Here is a 21,374-nt window from a genome sequence, read left to right on the forward strand (position 1 = left end):
GTTTTTAAAAAGGATGCCGCTGCAATCCTTAACCCGAATTATCAATAAACATTACGTTTGCCGCAAAATTACATTATTTTTGCAATCTATTGGACGTAAAAATCTATCAGACGAAAAAAATGGGAGAAAATTTCAACATGGTGGCCAAAACCTTATTTGGCTTTGAAGATTTATTAGAAAAAGAACTAACACAACTTGGCGCTATGTACGTTAAAAAAGGCGTTCGTAATGTGGCTTTTTCGGGCGATAAAGGGTTTATGTATAAAGCTAATTTAGCTTTACGTACTGCTGTTAAAATTTTGAAACCTATTCATTCGTTTAACGTTAATAACGAGCAAGATTTATACAATAAAATCTATGCTATGGATTGGTCTAAATACCTAAAACCTACAGGCTCTTTAGCGATCGATGCCACCATCCATTCAGATTTGTTTTCGCACTCCTTATACATCGCACAAAAAACAAAAGATGCCATTGTCGATAAGTTTCGCGATACCGATGGACAGCGACCAAATGTAGATTTAAAATTCCCAGACCTTAAAATAAATGTACATATCGATAGACGAAAATGCACCATTTCTCTGGATTCTTCTGGCGATTCCCTGCACAAGCGAGGTTATAAAACTGCAACCAATATCGCGCCCATAAACGAGGTACTGGCAGCAGGCCTTATTATGTTATCGGGTTGGGACGGACAGACCGATTTTATGGATCCCATGTGTGGTTCGGGCACTATGCTTATTGAGGCGGCCATGATAGCCTGTAATATACCACCTAACCTTATGCGTAAAGAGTTTGCTTTCGAGCGTTGGGAAGATTGGGATGTAGAATTGTTCGAGAAAATTGAAGAATCCCTTTTAGGAAAAACACGCGATTTTCATCATAAAATTATAGGGTACGATAAAGCACCAAGTGCTGTAGCAAAAGCCAAAGAAAATGTAAAAAACGCACAGCTTGAAGATTTTATTGAAGTGAAGCACGAAGATTTCTTTAAAACTCAAAAAGGCGGCGATAATAAATTACACATGGTATTTAACCCGCCGTATGGTGAGCGTTTAAATATTGATATGGAAGAATTTTATGCCAACATAGGCGATACCTTAAAGCAAAACTACCCAGGTACAGATGCGTGGTTTATTACCTCAAACCTAGATGCGCTTAAGTACGTTGGTTTACGCCCTTCGCGAAAAATACAATTGTTTAATGCCAAACTAGAATCGCGTTTGGTGAAATATGTCATGTATGAAGGCAGTAAGAAAGGGAAATATATGAAGTGATTTTTTAGTTGCGCTTATCGTGTTCGGCTATTCGTAGTTACGTGAATTTACTAATAAGTTTCGCTAGTACAAACTGACGGCGGAAATTCAGTAGGGATTTCCAAAGTAGTAAATAGTAAGCCATTACATATGGCCATTGTTGTACACAGTTTTATCATTTTTTGAACTGTTTAAGCTCTTTAACTAAACAATATGTCGTATGACCTTTTGGGTAATCAGGTAATTCTCCAAAAACTCTATATCCAAGTTTTTCATAAAATGGACGAGCTTGAAAGCTTAACGTTTCAGTTCTCACATAGTTAAATCCTTTTTCTAAAGCGAATTCTTCAGTTGCCTTTATTAATTTTTTACCTATTCCTAATCCTCGAGTTTTTTCAGAAAGCCATAGAAGTTCAATGATACAGTAATTCCAAAATGCACAAGCTCTTATACCGCCTACAACTTTTCCATTATCATCTTTTGCAAAAACTGTAAATTTTGTGTCTTTTTCAAAAACCACCTCATCAGGAATGTAATATTGATTATAATTTTGGATACCTTCACTAATAGTTTTTAAGTCTTCTTTTTCCGGATTAGAGGTTATTTCAATATTCATTTTTAGTGTTTAAAATGCTGTAAAACAATTTATAATATTAGTTGAATTGATTCTTTTTCGTAATTGCACACAACGTGTTTGCATCTGGAAATTTGCCTGTCTTTGTGCAAGGATTTTCCGAAGGAAAATCATAAACAAGCAAACTAGCATTAACTTTTGGTTTAGGAATAAACTTATGCCTATTTTTATACAATGCTGTAAGTCGTTTTTAAATTTTATTGATTTCTGATGCGATTTCTTCTATCCAACTATTATTTGCTTCCACTAATAATCCGTGATTAGTCTCTTTGTCATATTTTTTTTGAATATTCCGACATTCGGTCCATATGCTTTTGTAAACGCTCATGTAAGAATCGAAATCTGCAATTTTATTCTTTTTTAATTTATCAAATTCAATCATCATTTTACGAGCGTATAATCCAGCTATGTCAAAATGTAATTGTTCATGTTTGAGTAAATAATCATCTTTTTTAAACACCCAAGAGTGATTAGTGTAAAAATTGGCCACAACACTAAGAGATTGATAATTTTGAATATTATTATTTTCATCTACAGCAACATCAGAAGGCTGAATTTCTATTTTGTAAGACGTTTGAGCATAGCCAATAATATCAGTGTTTGGAGGAGCTTTAAAATCGGACCATTCCAGTTTGGTTGTTTTAGACCAGGGAATAATAGATTGAGCATTTAAACAGGAAATTGAACTATATACTAACGTGTAAAGTGAAATTAGGACAATTGCTTTTATCATTCAGTTCATATATTTGAAGCGGATGGTTTAATTACTTACAGCTTTAATGATATACGTTTGTTTTAATGACTTATATCCGTCGATAAGCGAAGTTAGAATATTCTTGCTAAATAGTTAATGCTTAGTTATGCGTAATTGTTAACAATTTCAGTGCATGTCATGAATAAATGCAATTAGAAAGGCAAGTCTATAAAGTAGGTGAGCAGGGCGCCGTTACTTAAAGCTATTGTTGGTGTCAATTGTTTTTTTATATATCGTTTGACCTTCTTTTATAGTTTCAAGAACGGTAATTTCCTTTATCAGATCTGTTTCTATTTTCAAGGGGTTTTTATCTATTATTACAAAATCAGCTAATAAACCTACTTTAATCATGCCTTTTCTATTTTCTTCGAAAACTTGATAGGCACCTCCTGTAGTTAAGGCTTGAAGACCCTCATAAGCATTTAGTCTTTCATTTTGATCGAGTTGAACACCAGACCTCGTTTCTCTTGTCATTGATGTCCATAAAATGAAAAATGGATTTAGTGGAGTCACATTGAAGTCCGAATGATTTGAAACAATTAAACCAGCCTCCATAGCGGATTTCATTGGGCTGATAGCTTTCCCCCGTTCTTCACCTTGATTTCTAATATGGTCGTCTCCCCAATAAAAACAGTGATTTGTAAAATAGCTCGGGCTGATGCCAAGCTCAGCAAACTTTTTAATTTGATCTGTTCGTTGAAATTGAGTGTGAATCGTCACTGTTCTTTTATCTTGCTCCGTAGTTGCTCCAACGGTTTCCAAGGCATGAATTAGGTCATCACTTGCCGCATCTCCATTAACGTGTACAAAAATTTGTAATCCCTCATTCCAAACTTTGGTAAAAAGTGCGGTGAATTGTTCTCTTGTGAGTGTAGGTTCACCATACCAATCGGTCTCACCCGCTGGTCCTCCTGTTAGATAAGGTTGGGTCATGTAAGCCGTTTTTCCTTGGGGAGAGCCGTCTTGGACAATTTTCACACCCTGAATTTTAAGTCCATTTTTATAGGCTTTGGTGAAGTTAAGGTCTGGGTGATTCATCCATTGGTCCATTTCAGCAAATATCATGAGCGCAGCTACATCAATCTTTAGTTTCCCCTCGGCGGCAGCATTTTTCAAGAATAGAGCTTCATTGGTAAAGGTTGCTCCGTCTTGGGCATGGGTGTAACCATTAGCAGCATATTGCATGACAACGTTATCTATATCTTTCATTAATTGTGCCTCATTAGATTTAGGCTTATTCGCTTTCACTGGAAGCCATGCTGTTTCGAAAATCATGCCTGCCGGATCCATGCTGCCTTCCATTCTTGCAATAACACCACCTGATGGTTGCGCGGTATCCGAATTTATATTGGCCCATTCTAATGCTTTTGAGTTAAGCACAGCCCCGTGATTTGAAATGTGTACTAGCATAACTTTGTGATTTGGCAATACTTCATCTAATTCAACTTTAGTGATGTCTCTGTTTTCTTCCAACTGGAATGGATCATATCCCCAGCCAATTACCCATTCGCCTTCGGGGATGTTACGAGCGTCCTTTAATGCAACTAAAGCCTTTTGGATGTCATTAAAATTTTTGATTTCGCCCATGGGCGGACTGCATAAATTTGCCTGATTCACAAGGCCTAGAGCAATGCTAAAATGACTGTGTGCGTCTATAAAGCCAGGAAGCATTGTTTTACCTTGAAGGTCTATTTTTCGTGCAGCTGAAAATTTGGTCTGAGCATGGTCTAAGGTTCCAACATAGACAATTTTCCCTAAGTCCTCAACAATAGCTTCTGCATATTCAGGATGCTGGCCTTCCATCGTTATGATATCACCATTAAAATAGATTTTGGTGCTGTTGACTTGTGCAGGATGTTCTTTTTTATTTTGGTTGCAAGATGTTACAATCAATGTAACAATAGCGGTTAGTAGAAGAAATAACTTTTTCATTATGGTTTCTAATTAATTGATGTTAACGACCATTTAATCGCAGGTGAGCTATTGGAACAAAGGTACAAAAAGAGGGATATAAAAAACGGTTATGGAATCTGTTAGCACATATTATTTGAATCCAACTAGACGTTTATTCCTATTATTTTTTGATACTTCTGATGATAATTCTTCAATCAATTGTATAATCAATACCCAATTTACAACATCTAATTTGTTTTCTAAATAAAAAGATTTATTGATAACAGATGGTGACGTGTTAATTCCTGAGAACGCCGAAACATGTTCTTGGTAAGAAATAACTTCTTGATTTTTGTAGTTAACACGGTGTTTTATATCTACTTTTCCAATACCAATATTTACGGCGTAATCATAACTATAAGGTTTTTGAAAATAGGCTACTTCTGATTGGTAGGAAACGCCGAGGCCTTTCAGTTTTTCTGTAAGTTTAACCAGCCCTCTTAATTGGTCTTTATTCCTCAAATGAATTTCATACCCCTTATTCGTAATTATGGGAACCAGAACATAAATTAATTCTTTTTCTAAGTTAAATAGTCTTACGGACTTAACAGGACCACTTTTATTTTCAAATCTGTCATAGTGAGCAATAATATTATTCTCAGCATCTAAAACATTCATGAATGAATTTTCATCAAACGCAACATGTCTAGTCTTATAGAAACAGAATCAGTTAATGCTTCTTCTATCTTGGTTTCTTGCGCTAAGGATACTTGATTGATAACCATTATAAAAAGAGCAAATAAAATCGATTTCATTATTTTGTGTTTAAGATTTGATATGTCAATATTGCTCAAACTTTATGCCAAGCTATACTTAGTAAAATGATACCTATAAGTTTCAATGACTAATACCAAGTGATAATTGAAATTTCTTGGAAAAAACAGACCTGGGTAGTTAAAGGTCATTAATTCGAAGTTTTACGATAAAACTACAAGAAGGCTCTAGTACTTAAATTTAGGGCTATATACAGCAAGCAATTTGTCAATTTTATAAAAATAATAATTGTATTCGTTCGTTTTTAATGGTTTAAATAAGTGGATAAGCACCGTTATGTTGTCTTGTTATAAAGCATATATAATAATTCGTAATTATTAACAATTATAGCGCTTGCGCTGCTAGACACCATATGCCGTATTATCCCTTGAGGCTAAATACCCTTTTGTAGTTCGTTTGTAGACTTTATGAAGGGTTCGCCTAGTTTCCTTCAGGCTTATTTTGGCAAGAAATGGCAATTGACCTCAGGACACTTTTTGGTTATAATAAGTGAACTTTTACCAACTTATTTTAAACACTGTAAATGTGGACCCTTGTTAAATAAATTCTATCTTTATACCCGATTTTATTCAATCTGTTCTTAAAACAATTATAATATATGGCATTTTCAAAAATTATAAACATGTTCAAAGCTATGATTCCTAGTTTTGTGTATTTCTTTATTACGTTTCAACTTCTAGCCATAACAAAAGCATTAATATTAAGGGAATATAGTATAGATGTGGTTAGCTTTAGCAACGCTACTATTATGGCTCTAATCTTAGCAAAAGTGGTGCTTATTGTAGATGAAATTGAATATGTAAAGTTTTCGAATACCAAGCCCTTAATATATGAGGTCTTATGGAAGACGTTTATTTATATATTAGTGACTTTGCTGTTTAGCTATATCGAACACCTAATTCATTTTTGGAAATCGCCACATAGTTTTTCTGAGGCCAATACTTTGATGTTCGATGAAATTAATTTAGCCCATTATATGGCTACACAATTATGGCTAATAGCTTCCATATTTTTATTTTGCAGTTTGCGTGCCTTAATTAACCACTTTGGTAAACAAGAGGTTAAGCAAGTGTTTTTTAAATTTAGGAACTAGCAGTATTATCTACTTAAGGTTTTCTTTAAAAAAAGTAATGGTGCGTTCCCAGGCTAGAGCAGCCGCCTTTTCATCATAACGAGGTGTGGTGTTATTATGAAACCCATGATTTACATCGGGATAGATATGTGCTTTGTAGGTCACATGATTTGCTTTTAAAGCTGCTTCATAATCTGGCCATCCTGCATTAACTCTAGTATCTAATCCTGCAAATTGTAATAACAAAGGCGCTTTAATTTTTGCAGCATCTTCATTAGAAGGCTGCCCACCGTAGAATGGAACCGCTGCCGATAAGTTTGGTACTTCAACAGCCATCATATTAGCAATCCAACCTCCAAAACAAAAACCTACCACGCCTATTTTGCCATTGCAGTTTTCATGATTTAATAAATAGTCATAAGCCGCAATAAAATCTTCTAGCATTTCATTACGGTTCCTTTTCTTTTGCATCGCCCTGCCATCATCGTCATTTCCTGGGTAACCTCCTAGTGGCGTTAAGGCATCAGGTGCCAATGAAATAAAACCATCAAGGGCTGTACGCCTGCCAACATCTTCAATATATGGGTTTAATCCGCGATTTTCATGAACCACAATCACACCGGGTAGTTTTCCTGTGGTCTTATCTGGTAAAGATAATAAGCCTTTTATAGTACCACCGCCTTTTGGGGAATTATAAGTAATATAATCGGAATCTAGTCGGCAATCATCAGGTTCTACTACTAAGTTATCCACGTAATTTGGTGTTATAAAACTTAATAAAGAAGAAACGGTAAGCCCACCAATAGCATAAAGTGATAGTTTTTCAACAAATTGCCGTCTCCCAATTTTATTATGCGCATAGTCATCATATAAATCAAAAACCTCTTGATTAATATCTTCTTTTTTTAATTTTTTCATTGTGATATGTTTTAAGAACCTGATTTAATAAAGATAATAAAATTTGATGTTGTTGAAAACACCTTACTTAACCCATATCTAGAACAACTATACTGCAATAATATTAGTAACTTTCAATAGTTACATAGCTGAACAAATATTAAAACCATGATGTTTGAGTAACATTAATGGTAAATGGTAAGCGGGCTTGGAAATAGTCTTATTTACTTTTCTTAAAGAAAGGAATGCGGTAAGACAGCGTATAGCTGTAACCCACACCAATAGGACTGCTATCGTAATTTTTATGGTACCCAGGAATATATACATTACCAAAATTTTCTGGATCAGTTTCAGAAGCTAAAATTTTAAGTTGTACGTTCAATCCCATATATAAGTTATTGAATATTTCGGCTTTAATGCCCAATAGAATTTCAGCCCAAAATGCGGTTAAACCACTAAATTCTAGTTTTTCTGTTGAAGTTAATTGAGGTGACCAATATTGATTTGTGGTATAAACAGTAGCACTATTTAAATCATGACTAAAAGTACTGGCGCCCACTCTAAAACCCGCAAAAATCATGTTATCCATGTTTAACCAGTTGTCGTACATATTATAGTCAATACCTGCTTTCAAATAACTTCCTGAGGTCTTGATATCCATATATTCGGTAATTGTACTTTTTTCTTCTACACCAATCTCACCTGCTACGTATAATTTTTGTGTGAGTCTAAAATCTCCAATAATTTCAAAACCAGTATACTCCTCATCTAAAAAAGAACGTCCTATTTTCCCAATATCGACCCCTAAGCGTAGTCCATATTTTTGATCAATGCCTACGGAGTCTTTTACCGTGTTTGGAATACTATCATTTTGCGCACCTAAGGTTGCACAAAACAACAGTATAAAAAGTAGGCGGTTAGTGCGTAACATTAAAGTGGGTTTCAAATTCATTTTCTACAGATTGATTATCACTTAAGGGTTGTCTAGATTTCATCCAATTATCATCATCTGGTTCGATAGTTAAGGTCACATCCTTATAAATTGTTTTGTAACCACAAGCTCTTGAAACATAAACGAGCTCCCTACTATAATTAATAGTGATGGTATCTCGATTTCCTTTTGGCGGGGTTGTGTCATCTACAAATTCGTATTCTTTAATAAGCACAAATTGAGTTGTGTTTGCATCTGTTTTTAAGGGAAGGAGGGCGTTATTAAAATTTGATGCACCATCATAGGCTATTTCATTTCCACTTAAATCTTTTCCGTCTAAATAGGTCGTGTTTCCAATGCCTTCAATGCGTAAGTCAAAAACGTTTTTCAGGTTTTCTTGATTGTTAGCATCATAAAAATCAATAATAAGCCTTGGAGTGGTAGAGGTGGATTCTGGACAAATATCATCGGGCTCACAAGCCAACGAAAAACAGATAACTGTTATTAGAGGAATTATAAGAAACTTAAAGAATTTTACTTTCATATGATTAGCCGATTATCGACGTTCCAAAAGTACAACATTTTCCACATGAAATGTTTGCGGGAACATATCGACAGCTTGGGTTTTAATTACTTTATATTGGGCATCCATTAATGCTAAATCTCTTGCCTGAGTAGCACTATTACAACTTACATATACTACTTTTTTGGGAGCAATATTCAAAATTTGCTGTACCACATCTTTATGCATACCATCTCTTGGCGGATCGGTAATAATAACATCGGGTTCACCATGAGTTTCTATAAAGGTAGCATTAAATACGTTTTTCATGTCTCCAACAAAGAATTCAACGTTATTAATGTTATTTAATTGTGCATTTTCTTTAGCCGCAATTATGGCGTCTGGTACAGATTCTACCCCAATAACTTTACTCGCCTGCTTTGATACAAACTGAGCAATGGTTCCAGTACCCGTATATAAATCATAAACGAGCTCACCACCAGTTAAACCAGCAAAGTCTCGCGTGATTTTGTAAAGTTCATAGGCTTGATTAGAATTGGTTTGATAAAAGGATTTGGCATTTATTTTAAATTTTAACCCTTCCATTTCTTCAAAGATATGATCGGCACCTTTATAACAAATGACTTCTTGATCGTAAATAGTATCGTTAGCTTTCTCGTTAATTACATATTGTAAAGATGTAATCTTTGAAAAGCTTTCGGCTATAAAATCTAAAAGTAACTCACGTTTTACTTTGTCGTCTTTAAAAAACTGAATCATCACCATAATATCACCTGTGCTAGAGGTTCTTATCATCATGGTACGTAACAAACCAGTTTGATTACGGGTATTGAAAAACTCTAAGTTGTTTTCAATAGCAAATGCCTTTACTGCATTTCTTATTTCATTTGATGGATTGGCTTGTAGGTGGCATTTGTTTAAATCTAAAATTTTATCCCACATACCCGGAATATGAAAACCTAAAGCGTTCTTATCACCTAAGTCTTCATCCGACTGAATTTCTTCCAAGGTTAACCAACGACTATCACTAAAAGAAAATTCCATCTTATTTCTATAAAAGTATTGCTCTTTGGACCCAAGGATTGGAGTGACCTCAGGCAGTTCTATATGACCAATCCGGGTTAAGTTATTGGTAACTTCTTTCTGTTTGTAATAGAGTTGATGTTTGTAACCCATATCTTGCCATTTGCAGCCACCACAAGTTCCAAAATGCTCGCAGACAGGGTCCGTTCGTTTATCAGAAAGTTTATGAAAAGTAGTTGCTTTCCCTTCGTAATAGGCTTTTCGTTTTTTAAATGTTTGTACATCTACAACATCACCAGGTACGGCATTAGGTAAAAAAATCACTTTGCCATCGGGTGCTTTAGCAACAGTTTTACCTTTTGCTCCGGCATCTATGACCTCAATATTTTCAAAAACTTTTTTTCTCTGTTTACTTCTTCTAGACATGCTGCAAAAATAATAATAGCAACAAATAAATATGACTTTATTTCTATTAACTTTAAAGGAATTTAATATTATTCAAAAAATAAATGAACCTTTTTATTCTTTGGTCGTCTTTAGTATAGTATGCAAGTTATAAATATACATAAGCGAATTATTAATCAACCCAAAACGAAGGTTTCTAGTTTAATGAAAACCTTAGCAACTAGAGAAGATAGGATGTGGCCAAAAGATAATTGGCCAGCTATGAAGTTTAAAAAAGGGTTGGAAGTAGGTGAGCAAGGCGGACATGGTATGATTAGGTATTCCATTAAAGGCTATAAAGAAGGAGAGTATATTACCTTCGAATTCTTGAAGCCAAAAAGGTTTAATGGTATTCATAAGTTTGAAATTAGAGCATTAAATGAGGATATTACAGAAGTTAAGCATAGCATAAAGATGAAAACTGATGGTCTAATAGCTACTTTTAAGTGGATTTTGGTTATAAGATGGTTGCATGGTGCCTTAATTGAAAATGCCTTTGATACCATTGAAAACAATTTTGTAGCGACTAAAAAATTTACGACATGGAGTTCTTGGGTATGTTTATGGCGATTTTTACTAAGACCAAGTAAGTGAAAAAAGAAAGGGAAATCGATAGTATTTTAGTTCAGCAATTTCAATCTGGTAAAAAAGATGCACTTGCTATATTGGTAAAACGATGGCATAAAACGTTTTGTGAAAAAGCCTATTGGCTTGTGAAAGATACTGATGTTGCCAAAGACATTGCACAAGATTCTTGGAGTGTGATAATTAGTAAAATAGATAGTTTAAAAAAACCAGATAGCTTTGGGAGTTGGGCGCTACGTATTGTTTATACAAAGTCGTTGGATTGGATTAAGGCGAATAAGAAGTTTAAAAATAACCTTGACGATTATAAGTATAATAGCACTGGTGTTGAGGATGATGAGAGTACGAATGTGGCTATAAAATTAAAACTAATTTCAGCTATAAATACACTACCTGCACATCAGAAAATGGTTATTAGGTTATTTTATACCCAAGAGTACTCGTTAATAGAAATTAGTTCTTTGCTTGATATATCGGTAGGTACTGTAAAATCAAGATTATTCCATGCTAGAGAACGATTAAAACAAATTTTAAAAACATAATTATCTAATATATAAAAATAAAAGACATGAAAACATATAATGAAGACATAGATAAATTGATAAAAGAAACGTTAACTGAAGAAGAAGCTAAATTTTATGATGATTTAGATGAGCAAAATGTGTTCCAGATGGTATGGGGTTTATTTAAAGGAAAAAACAAGTGGATCATGTATCTTATGAATTTTATGACTCTAGTGTTTTTTGGTTTATTCATCTATTGCCTAGTACAATTTTTTAATTCTGAAATAACTTTTGATCTAATTAAGTGGGCAACAGGAAGTCTTGTTTTTCTGATAGGCGTTAGTATGCTGAAAATTTTTGCCTGGATGCAAATGGATAAAAATGCCTTATTAAGAGAAATTAAACGATTAGAATTGCAGGTATCTTCACTCTCAGGAAGAATGTCTGACTAAGGTTTTTAGAAATAATTAAAATTTGTTAATTTTGGCGTTCCTAGGGATGATTTCTTTCCCACGCTGAATTTTCGACTCTTTCGAAAGGATAAAGGTAGATAAGGAATAGTTATTTTACTCGATAAGCGAGATTTAATTATTAATGTTTGCACCAATAAATGGTGTCAAACGGTGTCTTTTGTAAAGACATTAAACCTTAAATTATTTTTAAAAATGGCTGTTTTAGACCAATTAACTTCGCAACAAGCGATCGATTTAGAAAACAAGTATGGTGCACATAATTATCATCCGTTGCCTGTAGTGTTGAATAGGGGAGAAGGTGTGTATGTGTGGGATGTTGAGGGTGCAAAGTATTATGACTTTCTATCGGCATATTCTGCTGTAAACCAAGGGCATTGTCATCCAAAAATTGTTAATGCTATGGTACAACAGGCGCAAACATTAACACTAACTTCAAGAGCATTTTACAATGATATGCTTGGTCAATTTGAAAAATTCGCTTGTGAGTTTTTTAAATTCGATAAGCTTTTACCTATGAATACAGGTGCTGAGGCTGTAGAAACCGCACTAAAGCTATGCAGGAAATGGGCCTATGAGGTAAAAGGTATTGATGAAAATAGAGCTGAAATTATTGTTTGTGAGAATAATTTCCATGGTAGGACCACAACAATTATTTCGTTTTCTAACGACTCTGTAGCACGCAAAAATTTTGGACCTTATACAAATGGATTCATAAAGATTGAATATGATAATTTAGACGCTCTAGAAGAGGTTTTAAAGAGTAATTCTAATGTTGCTGGATTTTTAGTGGAGCCTATACAAGGTGAAGCTGGTGTTTACGTACCTGATGCTGGATATTTAGCTAAGGCAAAGGCTTTATGTGAGAAGTATAATGTGTTATTTATAGCAGATGAGGTTCAAACAGGTATTGCTCGTACAGGAAAAATACTTGCTGTAGACCATGAAAACGTAAAACCAGATGTTCTTATTTTAGGTAAAGCTATTAGTGGTGGTGTTTACCCTGTATCTGCAGTATTAGCTAATAATAGTATTATGAATGTGATTAAGCCTGGAAATCACGGTAGTACTTTTGGCGGAAATCCGGTAGCAGCAGCGGTGGCTATGGCGGCTTTAGAAGTGGTTAGGGATGAAAGATTGGCTGAAAATGCATTTACTTTAGGTGAATTATTTAGAAAGGAGTTAAATAAATATATTCAAACTAGTGGAGTCGTAAAATTAGTAAGAGGAAAAGGACTACTTAATGCTATTGTCATAAATGATGATGAAGGAAGTAATAAAGCATGGGATATATGTTTGGCGTTGAAAGATAATGGTTTACTAGCAAAACCAACACATGGTAATATTATTCGGTTTGCCCCACCATTGGTGATGACCGAAGAACAGTTATTAGATTGTGTATCAATTATAATTAACACACTAAAGTCATTTGAAGATTAAAGAGAAGCAAGGTATTTATAAATAAAAAAGCGACCATAGGTCGCTTTTTTATACTCGTGGATAAAATAACTGTTATCCCATCATATCTTGTAATTGTTCTTGAAGCAACTCTTGATCTTGTAATGTTTCCCAACCAAACATAGAAATCATAATTACGCAGAAAATTATATAAAGTACAGCTAATATAATTCCAATAATACCTAAAATTTTTCCAGTCTTTACATTTTGAAAACCCGTATAAGTATCTGGATTCTCTGCATATAGCTTTGCTGCTTTATTAGCCAAAACGATAGTTACAATGCCGAGAATTAAACCAATAATACCATAGCAACAGCATGTTGGGATTGATAAGATTCCTAATACTAAAATAAGTGTTGAATTGGGAAGTTTTTGTTGTTCCATTTTTAAGGTTTTAGTTGATTATAAAATTTTTAATTAAAAAACTTGATACAATTATTACGGCATTTAATATAGCCAAAATAGTAATTATTTTGGTACCTAACTTGAAATTTTGAAAAGCATTAATAATTATTAACCCCAAAAGAAGCATTAAAGTATAAATAGCAGGATACATATAAAAAGCTTCCAAAAGCTCGCCTTTTAGAATTAATGCTACCGAACGTTGAATACCGCACCCAAAACACTCAAACCCCAAAAGTTTTTTGTTTAAACAAGGTAACATGTATTCTTCCATAAATACTAAAAGGATTAGGTTTAAAGGCTAAAATAATAAAAGTAAATGGATTTTAAATCGCTTCATTTATATGGGAAGTTTCTTTTTTTTTTAACTAATTAAACGAGTGATTTCTGATTTTTGGCGTAATTTGCATGCAAAAGGTTATTAAAAATTGTATGAAGTATTTAAACTATATTCTTATTATAATCGGAGCATTTACGGCCATGTATGCCAAGGTTGGTGAACACGAAAATCAATTAATGTTGATGGGGGGCATTGTTTTGTTAATGATTGGAGTTTACAGAATCTCTAGGACTATTCCCAGTAGAAATGCGAATGAGAATAAAGAAGATCGCGAAAATTAATTATTATGAGTTTTGAAGTTGGTGATTACGTATTGGTGCTAGATGAAGACATGGCAGGTATTGTAAAGCATGTAAATAATCAAACAATTACTATTGAAACAGAAGAAGGATTTCTGATGAAATTTCAGGCTAATGAGTTAGTGAAACATGAAAAAAACCAAAGTTTAAAAACAGCTTTGTTTTCTGAAACATCTGTTAATGCTGTTGTGGCCGAAAAAGAACAACCAAAACGAAAACAACAAATTAAGAAAAGAGCTAAAGATCGTTATGAACCCACTCTAGAAGTAGATTTGCATATTCATCAATTAGTGAAATCGTCAAAAGGAATGGCAAAACATGATATGTTAACGCTTCAATTAGATACGGCTAAAAGGCAATTAGATTTTGCAATTTCAAAGCGTATTCAAAAAGTCGTTTTTATTCATGGTGTGGGTCAGGGAGTATTAAAATTAGAACTTGAGTACTTATTTGGACGTTACAATAATGTAAAGTATTACGAGGCTAATTATCAAAAGTATGGTTTAGGCGCCACAGAAGTTTATATTTGTCAGAACGCATCATCTAATTAATTAGTAAATTCAGGAGTTACTTTTCTTGTTTTTGATAATGCACTATTTACAAGTTTTCCAAAGTCATAGAAATCGGCCGAGATTATTTGAATATCAATATCTCTTAAAATTAAGGTGACTTCATATGTCTGACCAATGCTATGCTCTCTATATGCTGTGGCCTCAACTGTTGTAGATATTTTATCGTTTAAATAGTCTGCAATTAACCGCTCTACACCCGTAATAGGATCTATTACTGAGCCACTTTGATCATTAGCAGGATTGTTGTCTTGAGAGTCATTTTCTTCATCTCTCGTTTTAACTCCATCGTTATCATCGTCATCGTCTAAATAGTCAGGAATTGAATCTCCATCCGTATCTTGAGCATCACTTAGGTCTCCATCTCCGTTAGGGTCCGGGTTCTCATCTTTAGTTAAGATATTATCTCCGTCATCATCAGCATCAATAAAATTAGGGATACCATCTCCGTCGGTATCATTGTTTTTTTCTTCATCAATATCTAAAAGGGCTGGTACACCATCGTTATCATCTTCTGTAAGAACTGTTTTTAAGATGGCCACACCGCTAGTACTTTCAATATCTTGTGTAATTATAACTTCTGAATTTGGAACATCATTGCAAAATAAATTACTAGGTAGATTTGTATTACTATACGTTCTATAATTAAAAGGGTTTGAAGTATTGATTGAGTAAGCTTTTTCAAAAATACCATCCTCATCAACTTCAAGTATGTCATCTAAGGTAACCCCATTTAAAAACAAGGATAAAGATTCAGATGGATCTTCTTTGGTTTTATATAGCGTAAGATTGGTGCTACCACAAGACTCAAAAGTATCTTCAAAATCGAGTTCTACCGTAATAATATCACCATCGTTACATGAGTAAAATAGTATAAGTAGTAGAGTGATTAAAGTAAAAACTAACTTTCGCATGCTATTTGTTTTTGGCAAAAATAAAGGAATTGACAATTATAACGTATCATAATGATAATAATTTTATTTCAAGTATTTTTGAGGCGTATTTATAGATTTTAAATAAACGAAACTATAGTCGAATACAATGAATAAAATGAAACGTGTTTACTTTGATAATGCTGCTACCACGCCTGTAAGAGAAGAGGTTGCAGAGGCTGTTTTTGAGGTTATGAAGACTAATTTTGGGAATCCATCTTCATCTCATAGTTATGGAAGATCTTCAAAGGTTTTGGTAGAACATTCGCGTAAAGTAATAGGGAAACACTTAAACGTATCGGCAGGGGAAATTATATTTACTTCTGGAGGTACCGAGGCAGATAATTTAGTCCTAAAAAGTGCTGTGAAAGATTTGAGTGTTACTCATATTGTAACGTCAAAAATAGAACATCATGCAGTTTTACATACTGTTGAGGCTCTAAAAAAAGACTATAATATAAAGGTGAGCTACATTAATTTAGATAATAGTGGCTTTATAGATATAAATCATTTGGAAGCCTTATTACAGACAGAAGAGAAAACACTCGTGAGTTTAATGCATGTAAATAACGAGGTTGGAAACATTTTAGATATTAAGAAAGTATCTGAACTTTGTAAAACCTACAAGGCTTTGTTTCATACCGATGCCGTACAGTCTATAGGACATTATAATATGAATATGCAAGATATTAATATTGATTTTCTTGCTGCATCAGCTCATAAATTTCACGGTCCTAAGGGTGTAGGCTTTGCGTTTATTAGAAAGAATTCAGGTTTAGGACCACTGATTATTGGAGGTGAACAGGAAAGAGGTTTGCGAGCAGGAACAGAGAGCCTTCACAATATTGTAGGTATGGAAATGGCTTTAAACTTAGCTTATAATGATTTAGATAAAGACAAAGATTATATAAGTGCTTTAAAGCAATATTTTATTGATCAAATTTCAAAGGAAATCCCAAATGCTAGATTTAATGCCGGTTCTGCTGATTTTGAAAAAAGCAGCTATACTATGGTAAACGTAAGACTACCTATTCCACCAGAAAAAGCATCTATGCTATTGTTCCAGTTGGATTTGAAAGGTATTGCTTGTTCTAAAGGAAGTGCTTGCCAAAGTGGCAGCATACAAAAGTCTCATGTGTTAACTGAAATACTAAAAGAAGAAGAATTGAGTAAACCATCTTTACGCTTTTCATTTAGTATTTATAATACAAAAGAGGAAGTTGATTATGTAGTAAGCGTTTTAAAAACTTTTATTTCAGAGCCCTAAAACTTCATGGTTGTTCTAACATTAAATACCCTTGGTGTTAAGTAATTTGGAATAGCAATTTGCCTTTTATTGCTTACATCTCTCACCCACGTATTGGTTATTGAATTTTGAGCATCAAACATATTGTAGATCTCAAAACCAAATGAGAGTGCTTTAAATGGTTTTTTCCAACCACGACTAAATTGTTTATTAGCATCAACAAGAACATACTGCAGACCTAAGTCTGCACGTTTATAATCAGGAAGCCTGTTTTGATATTCATAAGGGTCAGCATAACTTGGTGATCCTCCCGGCAATCCTGTATTATAAACTAGATTTAAATATACTTTAAGATTTGGCATGTTTGGAACGTAGTCCTGAAAAAGAGCAGCAAATTTTAAACGTTGATCTGTAGGTCTGGAAATAAACCCTCTATTATCTATATTTTCCTCTGTTTTTAAATAACCAAAACTAAACCAAGATTCAGTTCCAGGAACAAATTCACCGTTTAATCTTAAGTCCAAACCATAGGCATAAGCAGTTGCATTGTTTTTAGCCCGGTATCGAATACGCACATTTTCGAGTGTATATGGGTTAACATCCCAAAGGTTTTTATAAAAAATCTCTGATGTTAATTTAAAAGGCCTATTCCACATTTCGAAGCTATAATCATTACCTAAAACAACATGAAAGGATTTTTGAGCCTTTACGTTAGGCTGGACCACACCACTTGAATCTCTTAACTCTCTGTAGAATGGTGGCTGATAATAAAGTCCCGCAGCAGCTCTAAAAAGCATATCTTTTTTCCAATCTGGTTTTATGGCAAACTGACCTCTTGGTGTAACAACTGTACTGTTTGAGCTTTTAATACCATCACCTTTTACAGACCAGTTATGCATTCTCAAACCAAAATTATACCAAACATTACTATTCCCTAGAGTACTTCGTTTACTCCATTGTCCATATGCCTGAATCCTATTGATTTGCGTGTTGTTTTTTGCTCGAACATTCTGAAAAGGTTCAAGTGGACCTGCGAAAGGCTGATACGGTTGCTCGTTTGGTGGGAAGCTAGGCGGTCTGATAGAAAACCCTGCAGAATCTATAACTTCCCATTCTACTAAACGGTCGCGAATATTTTCGTTTGTATATTTTACAGACCACTCAATTCGGTTTTCTTCAATTTTGAAATCTCCCTTGTGCTCAATATTTGTAATTAATGCATCCAGGTCGTTTCTGCCATGGGTAAGTTGACTTCCAATACCCTGTGAAAATTCAACCTCACCAAAATTTTCATCACCAATATTAGCGTTTACTTCTCCTAATCTATATTGTGCAAAAATATCGTAGTATTCTTCTTCTCTTGTATGATATGTTGAAGCAACAAGGTGTAGGTTTAAATCATCATTTGCAAAGTAAGATCCTTTAAATGCTCCAAATAAGGTTTGGTATCTGTCTTTTTCTTGCCCCTCATAAAAGATTAAAAGGGCAATGGGGTCGGTAAGTGTTCCAAAGTTTGTTTGCCGAGTAAAAGGTTCATAATTATAAGTGTTTATGGATGCGTTTCCTAAAAAACTTAAATGAAACTTATTTGAAAATCGATATGTGAAAAAACCTTGTAAATCGGCAAATGTGGGATTGAAGTTTGTTTCGGTTTCTCTGGCATTTACCAATAAGCTATTATCTCGATATCTTCCACCAACAATTCCTGTAAACTTCGAATCTTTGCTTATGTTTTCAACAGATAAACTACCACCTAATAAACTTAAATCTGCGTTAACCTCAAACTGATAAGGGTTTTTATAGGTAATATCGAGAACTGAAGATAGTTTGTCTCCATATTTAGCTTGAAAACCACCCGCCGAAAAATCAACATTCTGAACCAAATCAGTATTCACAAAGCTTAATCCTTCTTGTTGACCAGAACGAATTAAGAATGGACGATAAACTTCAATACCATTAACGTAAACCAGATTTTCATCAAAATTACCACCGCGAACCGAATATTGCGTACTCAGTTCATTATTATTGCTTACTCCTGGCAACGTTAATAGTAAGTTTTCTACTCCGGCACTGGCTCCAGGAATTTTTCTAATAGTTTCAGGATTCAAAGTGACAACGCCTTCAACTTCTTTTCGCCTATTACTATTTATAACTACAGGCGCAATTTGCTCTACTGAAGCACTCATTACAGGGTTGAATTCGTATTCCTCACCATTTTTCAAATTAAAAACACTAACGACCTTTTTTAACGAAAGGTGTGTGAACTCAACCGAAATATCTTGATTTGACGGAATAGTAATGGAGTAAAAACCGTTAGCGTTGGTTTCTGTACCTCCATTTTCTGTTTTAACACTTACTTTTTCAACAGGCTGATTGTTTTTATTTAAAATAACACCTTTCAAGGTTGCTGTTTGAGCAATACCTATAGTAGTAATTAAAAAAAGAAGGGTGGTGGTTAGTACAAATTTTGATTTCAAAAGCAAAAAAGTTTATTTTCTGTAAAATAACGTTTCAAATGTAGAATTATTTCCAACATTATCAGTAACAATTACCTTTAAATTATTCTTGGTAGCTATAACCACATTATCGTTAAAATCGTAGGTTAGTATTTTCGTTTTATAATCATACTCCATTAATATCCATTTTCCGTTTATCGTGGCCCTAAATTTTGAGATTCCTGAACCTGCATCATCAATTTTTAGTTTTAAGAAACGATATTTACTAAGCCATTGTTCTTTTTTAAAATTAATGGGTTTAATTGATGGTTTAATGGTATCCGTCATTAAAGTGTAAGTGCCTAGTTTTTTGGAAGTAGCAATTAATAAATCACCCTTTCTTTTTGTGGACGTGTAAGCGGGATATTTTTTCTGCCCAATCAATCGTGCAATATAAAGTTTGCTTTTATCTTCATTCGAGTAATTACCAACATTGAACGAAATTGAAAAATTTTTCTTGGCAGCTTTAATGTCCTCATGAAGAAATAGGGTGTCATTCCTTGCTTCAAAATCAATATAGAAATCCTCGTAGAAAGTATTTTTATAGAAATCAACAGATACTTTGCCTTCCGTTAAGTTTACATTTTGGGTTGTTTTAATAAAGTAAGGTGTTGTTTTTTGAGCTTTTGGTGTTGTACGGCTTGCTTTGGTACCATTGATTTGAACCGTTACCCAAGATTCGTTGTTTTTGAAATCAACTACTCTTATTTTATAGACTGAGTTTGTACTATCTTCAATGGAGATGTAACCGTTTCTCACGACCGATTTAATAATGCTTAATTCATTGTTTTTTTTGTATAATTTTTGAATACGAGATTTCTTTTTTATGTAATGTTCATAGTCAATAAGCTGATTGATGTTTTTGGTTTCATCAAACGAAAAACGTGTAAAATCTAATTCAAAATTTCTGTTTCCATTTAAAAAGGTTTGAATATTGTAAACACCGTTTGAGTTAGCAGCTAAGTCCTGCCTGTCCATAGTTTCAATGGCGAAGCCAATATTACCAATAGCTTCAATATTTTCCGTATAATAATCTCCATTATGAACAGGAATTAATCTAACTTTTTGTTTTGAATTACTTTTGTTGACAAATGATTTATCATCTAAAGGGTAGACATATAACGATTTAACTAGAGGTGTAACATGATCTTTTATATCAATCCCAAATAGCATGGGGTTTATAGGGCGTTCTGCTTTATCCCGTATTTCGAAGTGTAAATGCGGACCACCAGAGCCACCTGAATTCCCACTGTATGCAATTAAGCTATCTTTTAAAACAACCAACTCTTCAGCTTTTGGAAAAAGTTCTATTTCATAAGACTCTTTTTGGTACTGCATTTTTTTTACAAAGGCTTCAATATTTGGTGAAAACTTTTGTAAGTGAGCATAAACCGTCGTGTAGCCATTCGGGTGGGTTATATAGAGTGCCTTACCATAGCCAAAATGCGATACTTTAATTCTACTCACAAATCCATTTGCAGCCGATTTTACTTTCAACCCTGTACGTTGTTGTGTTTTAATATCTAATCCAGCGTGAAAATGATTAGATCTTAATTCCGCAAACGTGCCTGATAAAATTAAAGGTATTTCCAGTGGTTCGCTAAAATAATCTTGAGGGTAGTTATTTTGAGCTTGACCAAAAAGTGATAAAATAAAAATAAAGGAAAGTAGGAATCGCATAGCTATTAATGAGAGGCTAAATTATTAATAAGAAGTCAAAACACAAAGAATAAAGCAAAAATCAAGCCAGTGATTTTAAGATTGTGTTTAAGCATTGCTTTACAAAATTTTATGAAAAAACAATTGTTATTTCA

At 33.8% G+C, this 21,374-nt stretch carries 22 protein-coding genes; 9 read left to right on the forward strand and 13 right to left on the reverse strand.

Annotation, left to right across the window (positions count from 1 at the left end):
* The first annotated feature begins 119 nt into the window (after window positions 1-119).
* Window positions 120-1,277: a THUMP domain-containing protein gene (locus Q0857_RS15315; RefSeq protein WP_298537187.1), complete on the forward strand. Its 1,158-nt coding sequence runs from the start codon at window positions 120-122 to the stop codon at window positions 1,275-1,277.
* A gap of 154 nt (window positions 1,278-1,431) precedes the next feature.
* On the opposite strand, the gene Q0857_RS15320 is transcribed toward Q0857_RS15315, so the two are convergent.
* From Q0857_RS15320 to Q0857_RS15335, 4 genes are all read right to left on the reverse strand, one after another.
* Window positions 1,432-1,872 (reverse strand): GNAT family N-acetyltransferase, encoded by a 441-nt coding sequence (locus tag Q0857_RS15320; protein WP_298537190.1) that lies wholly within the window; start codon window positions 1,870-1,872, stop codon window positions 1,432-1,434.
* A 208-nt stretch (window positions 1,873-2,080) separates the two neighbouring features.
* Window positions 2,081-2,623 carry a hypothetical protein gene (locus tag Q0857_RS15325; RefSeq protein WP_298537193.1) on the reverse strand — a complete coding sequence of 181 codons (543 nt, stop codon included), beginning with the start codon at window positions 2,621-2,623 and terminating at the stop codon, window positions 2,081-2,083.
* A gap of 213 nt (window positions 2,624-2,836) precedes the next feature.
* A complete protein-coding gene (locus Q0857_RS15330; protein ID WP_298537196.1) occupies window positions 2,837-4,447 on the reverse strand; it encodes an amidohydrolase in 1,611 nt (536 codons plus the stop codon).
* 240 nt (window positions 4,448-4,687) lie between these two features.
* Window positions 4,688-5,215: a hypothetical protein gene (locus Q0857_RS15335; RefSeq protein ID WP_298537232.1), complete on the reverse strand. Its 528-nt coding sequence runs from the start codon at window positions 5,213-5,215 to the stop codon at window positions 4,688-4,690.
* A gap of 754 nt (window positions 5,216-5,969) precedes the next feature.
* On the opposite strand from Q0857_RS15335, the gene Q0857_RS15340 reads away from it, so the two are divergent.
* Window positions 5,970-6,464 (forward strand): hypothetical protein, encoded by a 495-nt coding sequence (locus Q0857_RS15340; protein ID WP_298537235.1) that lies wholly within the window; start codon window positions 5,970-5,972, stop codon window positions 6,462-6,464.
* Window positions 6,465-6,473: 9 nt separating this feature from the next.
* On the opposite strand, the gene Q0857_RS15345 is transcribed toward Q0857_RS15340, so the two are convergent.
* From Q0857_RS15345 to rlmD, 4 genes are all read right to left on the reverse strand, one after another.
* Complete coding sequence (locus Q0857_RS15345; RefSeq protein ID WP_298537237.1) at window positions 6,474-7,361, reverse strand: dienelactone hydrolase family protein; 888 nt, start codon at window positions 7,359-7,361, stop codon at window positions 6,474-6,476.
* A 199-nt stretch (window positions 7,362-7,560) separates the two neighbouring features.
* The gene (locus Q0857_RS15350) at window positions 7,561-8,271 is read right to left on the reverse strand and encodes a DUF6048 family protein (protein WP_298537240.1); all 711 of its coding nucleotides are present in this window, start codon (window positions 8,269-8,271) and stop codon (window positions 7,561-7,563) included.
* Window positions 8,258-8,815 carry a DUF6452 family protein gene (locus Q0857_RS15355; protein WP_298537243.1) on the reverse strand — a complete coding sequence of 186 codons (558 nt, stop codon included), beginning with the start codon at window positions 8,813-8,815 and terminating at the stop codon, window positions 8,258-8,260. Before Q0857_RS15355 ends, Q0857_RS15350 begins: the two co-directional genes overlap by 14 nt.
* Before the next feature lie 12 nt (window positions 8,816-8,827).
* Window positions 8,828-10,243 carry a 23S rRNA (uracil(1939)-C(5))-methyltransferase RlmD gene (rlmD, locus tag Q0857_RS15360; RefSeq protein WP_298537245.1) on the reverse strand — a complete coding sequence of 472 codons (1,416 nt, stop codon included), beginning with the start codon at window positions 10,241-10,243 and terminating at the stop codon, window positions 8,828-8,830.
* Window positions 10,244-10,426: 183 nt separating this feature from the next.
* On the opposite strand from rlmD, the gene Q0857_RS15365 reads away from it, so the two are divergent.
* The 4 genes from Q0857_RS15365 to rocD all read left to right on the forward strand — a co-directional run bounded on the left by Q0857_RS15365 (window position 10,427) and on the right by rocD (window position 13,259).
* The gene (locus Q0857_RS15365) at window positions 10,427-10,855 is read left to right on the forward strand and encodes a hypothetical protein (protein ID WP_298537248.1); all 429 of its coding nucleotides are present in this window, start codon (window positions 10,427-10,429) and stop codon (window positions 10,853-10,855) included.
* Entirely contained in the window at window positions 10,852-11,388 is a 537-nt protein-coding gene (locus tag Q0857_RS15370; RefSeq protein WP_298537251.1) for a sigma-70 family RNA polymerase sigma factor, read from the forward strand. Before Q0857_RS15365 ends, Q0857_RS15370 begins: the two co-directional genes overlap by 4 nt.
* A 26-nt stretch (window positions 11,389-11,414) precedes the next feature.
* The gene (locus tag Q0857_RS15375; RefSeq protein WP_298537256.1) at window positions 11,415-11,801 is read left to right on the forward strand and encodes a DUF6768 family protein; all 387 of its coding nucleotides are present in this window, start codon (window positions 11,415-11,417) and stop codon (window positions 11,799-11,801) included.
* A gap of 213 nt (window positions 11,802-12,014) precedes the next feature.
* Window positions 12,015-13,259: an ornithine--oxo-acid transaminase gene (gene rocD, locus Q0857_RS15380; protein ID WP_298537258.1), complete on the forward strand. Its 1,245-nt coding sequence runs from the start codon at window positions 12,015-12,017 to the stop codon at window positions 13,257-13,259.
* A 72-nt stretch (window positions 13,260-13,331) separates the two neighbouring features.
* Here the strand turns inward: rocD and Q0857_RS15385 are convergent, their stop codons facing one another.
* Both Q0857_RS15385 and Q0857_RS15390 read right to left on the reverse strand, forming a co-directional pair.
* Window positions 13,332-13,661 (reverse strand): CCC motif membrane protein, encoded by a 330-nt coding sequence (locus Q0857_RS15385; protein ID WP_298537261.1) that lies wholly within the window; start codon window positions 13,659-13,661, stop codon window positions 13,332-13,334.
* Window positions 13,662-13,671: 10 nt separating this feature from the next.
* Window positions 13,672-13,953: a DUF2752 domain-containing protein gene (locus tag Q0857_RS15390; RefSeq protein WP_298537264.1), complete on the reverse strand. Its 282-nt coding sequence runs from the start codon at window positions 13,951-13,953 to the stop codon at window positions 13,672-13,674.
* Window positions 13,954-14,111: 158 nt separating this feature from the next.
* On the opposite strand from Q0857_RS15390, the gene Q0857_RS15395 reads away from it, so the two are divergent.
* Window positions 14,112-14,300: a hypothetical protein gene (locus Q0857_RS15395; protein WP_298537266.1), complete on the forward strand. Its 189-nt coding sequence runs from the start codon at window positions 14,112-14,114 to the stop codon at window positions 14,298-14,300.
* A 5-nt stretch (window positions 14,301-14,305) separates the two neighbouring features.
* Entirely contained in the window at window positions 14,306-14,869 is a 564-nt protein-coding gene (locus Q0857_RS15400) for a Smr/MutS family protein (RefSeq protein WP_298537269.1), read from the forward strand.
* Here the strand turns inward: Q0857_RS15400 and Q0857_RS15405 are convergent.
* Window positions 14,866-15,801 (reverse strand): hypothetical protein, encoded by a 936-nt coding sequence (locus Q0857_RS15405; RefSeq protein ID WP_298537272.1) that lies wholly within the window; start codon window positions 15,799-15,801, stop codon window positions 14,866-14,868. The two genes, Q0857_RS15400 and Q0857_RS15405, sit on opposite strands and share 4 nt — an antisense overlap.
* Window positions 15,802-15,937: 136 nt before the next feature.
* On the opposite strand from Q0857_RS15405, the gene Q0857_RS15410 reads away from it, so the two are divergent.
* Complete coding sequence (locus Q0857_RS15410) at window positions 15,938-17,086, forward strand: cysteine desulfurase family protein (protein WP_298537276.1); 1,149 nt, start codon at window positions 15,938-15,940, stop codon at window positions 17,084-17,086.
* Here the strand turns inward: Q0857_RS15410 and Q0857_RS15415 are convergent.
* Together Q0857_RS15415 and Q0857_RS15420 are read right to left on the reverse strand one after the other, a co-directional pair.
* Window positions 17,083-19,542 (reverse strand): TonB-dependent receptor plug domain-containing protein, encoded by a 2,460-nt coding sequence (locus tag Q0857_RS15415; RefSeq protein WP_298537279.1) that lies wholly within the window; start codon window positions 19,540-19,542, stop codon window positions 17,083-17,085. The genes Q0857_RS15410 and Q0857_RS15415 overlap by 4 nt on opposite strands.
* Before the next feature lie 12 nt (window positions 19,543-19,554).
* Window positions 19,555-21,240 carry a M23 family metallopeptidase gene (locus Q0857_RS15420; RefSeq protein WP_298537282.1) on the reverse strand — a complete coding sequence of 562 codons (1,686 nt, stop codon included), beginning with the start codon at window positions 21,238-21,240 and terminating at the stop codon, window positions 19,555-19,557.
* Window positions 21,241-21,374: the final 134 nt, after the last annotated feature.

Source organism: uncultured Algibacter sp., from assembly GCF_947495925.1.
GTDB lineage: Bacteria > Bacteroidota > Bacteroidia > Flavobacteriales > Flavobacteriaceae > Algibacter_E.